Source organism: Streptomyces sp. AC627_RSS907, from assembly GCF_019049165.1.
In genome coordinates this window covers 1-919 of record NZ_JAGMUE010001142.1, presented here as the reverse complement: position 1 = coordinate 919, position 919 = coordinate 1, and the positions used below count along the sequence as shown (strand labels likewise).

At 67.0% G+C, this 919-nt stretch carries 1 protein-coding gene; it reads left to right on the top strand.

From position 1 onward, the window contains the following. Positions 1 to 15 precede the first annotated feature (15 nt). Positions 16 to 744 carry an amino acid ABC transporter ATP-binding protein gene (locus KUM32_RS40725; protein WP_217146709.1) on the top strand — a complete coding sequence of 243 codons (729 nt, stop codon included), beginning with the start codon at positions 16 to 18 and terminating at the stop codon, positions 742 to 744. Positions 745 to 919 lie beyond the last annotated feature (175 nt).

Genomic DNA, 919 nt, shown 5'->3' with positions numbered 1-919 from the left:
GCTGTGGCGGGCGACTTGGTCGCGCTGACAGGAGTCAACAAGCACTTCGGCGCGCTGCATGTGCTCCAGGACATCGACCTGACCATCGCCCGCGGCGAAGTCGTCGTCGTCATCGGGCCGTCCGGGTCCGGCAAGTCCACGCTGTGCCGCGCCATCAACCGACTGGAGACCATCGACTCCGGCACCATCACCATCGACGGAAAGCCGCTGCCGCAGGAGGGCAGGGAACTGGCCCGGCTGCGCTCGGACGTCGGCATGGTCTTCCAGTCCTTCAATCTCTTCGCCCACAAGACCGTGTTGGAGAACGTGACGCTGGGCCAGATCAAGGTCCGCAAGGTCGAGCGGAAGGCCGCCGAGACCAAGGCGCGGGCCCTGCTCGACCGGGTCGGCGTCGGCACCCAGGCCGACAAGTACCCCGCGCAGCTCTCCGGCGGCCAGCAGCAGCGCGTGGCCATCGCCCGCGCACTGGCCATGGACCCGAAGGTGATGCTCTTCGACGAGCCGACCTCGGCCCTCGACCCAGAGATGATCAACGAGGTCCTCGAGGTCATGCAGCAGCTCGCCCAGGAGGGCATGACGATGATCGTCGTCACCCACGAGATGGGCTTCGCGCGCTCCGCCGCGAACCGCGTGGTCTTCATGGCCGACGGCCGCATCGTCGAAGAGGCGACGCCGGACCAGTTCTTCAGCAACCCCCGCAGCGACCGGGCCAAGGACTTCCTGTCGAAGATCCTGCACCACTGACCGCCCCCCGCTCGACGACGTAAAGGACATTCACCATGAAGCTCCGCAGGACTGCAGCGGCGGCGGCCGTCGTACTGGCCATGGCCGTGACGGCGACGGCGTGTGGCAAGGAGGGCAGCCCGGACGACGACAAGAAGGACAAGGACGCCCCGAAGCTCTCCTACGAGGTCAACAC